The organism is Rhizorhapis sp. SPR117, from assembly GCF_021742065.1.
In genome coordinates this window covers 1-979 of sequence record NZ_JAKKIE010000199.1, presented here as the reverse complement: position 1 = coordinate 979, position 979 = coordinate 1, and the positions used below count along the sequence as shown (strand labels likewise).

At 58.8% G+C, this 979-nt stretch carries 1 protein-coding gene; it reads left to right on the top strand.

Annotation, left to right across the window (positions count from 1 at the left end):
* Window positions 1-132: 132 nt before the first annotated feature.
* Window positions 133-885, top strand: coding sequence for a replication initiator protein A (locus tag L3X40_RS21935; RefSeq protein ID WP_237367448.1), 753 nt, complete (start codon window positions 133-135; stop codon window positions 883-885).
* Window positions 886-979 lie beyond the last annotated feature (94 nt).

Below are 979 nucleotides of genomic sequence, written 5' to 3'. Positions count from 1 at the left end.
GCTACTGGCCGAGTCTAAGGCTAAAGCCAGTATCCGACTGAAGTCGGAGGGGTTCCTCCTCCAAGAGGACTCTGAAATGATGATAATCAGCTTGCGTATGTGAAATGACGATAGTAGCTCTGCGTTAGTGAAATGACGATAGACCCCGCCCCTTCCCTGTTTGACGCCGTGCCGGCCGTGGAAAGCGACGATCGCACGCCGCTGCTGCCGGTGCGGCATCCCAACCAGGACTTGTTCATCTGCGACGTGCTGGACGCAATCCCGAAGGATGACATGGCCTCGATGGAGCATCCGGTCTTTTCGCTCTCGACCAAGCCCGACAACCGGATGCGGCGCTACGAGCATAACGGTAACGTCATCGAGATTATCCCTTCGGGCAAGGGCCTGGCGACGATCCACGACAAGGACATATTGATCTACTGCATTTCGCAGCTCGTCGCGAAAATGAACCGGGGCGAATTCCCAAGCCGCACCGTGCGCCTGCAAGCCTATGACATGCTGGTCGCCACCAACCGCCAGACCAGCGGCGAAGGCTATCGGCTGATGGCCGACGCCCTCACCCGCCTGCGCGGAACGACCGTGCGGACCAACATCCAGACCGGCGGCATTGAGGAAACGCGGATTTTCGGCTTGATCGAAGAAGCCAAGATCACCCGCAAGACGTTCGATGGCCGGATGCTCGATCTTGAAATCACCCTGTCGGAATGGGTTTATCGCTCCGTCATCAGCAAGAACGTCCTCACCCTCCACCGGGACTATTTCCGGCTCCGCAAGCCGTTCGAGCGGCGCATGTATGAGCTGGCCCGCAAGCATTGCGGCGTGAAGGACGAATGGAAGATCGGGCTAGAACTGCTCCAGAAGAAATGCGGCTCCAACAGGGGGTGACTACACGAAAGTGACGCATCTGCACGCTAAGGGCGAACGGATGGCGAACATCACGCGACGAGCAGGGAACTGACGGCGCGAAGCGGCCGCAAGG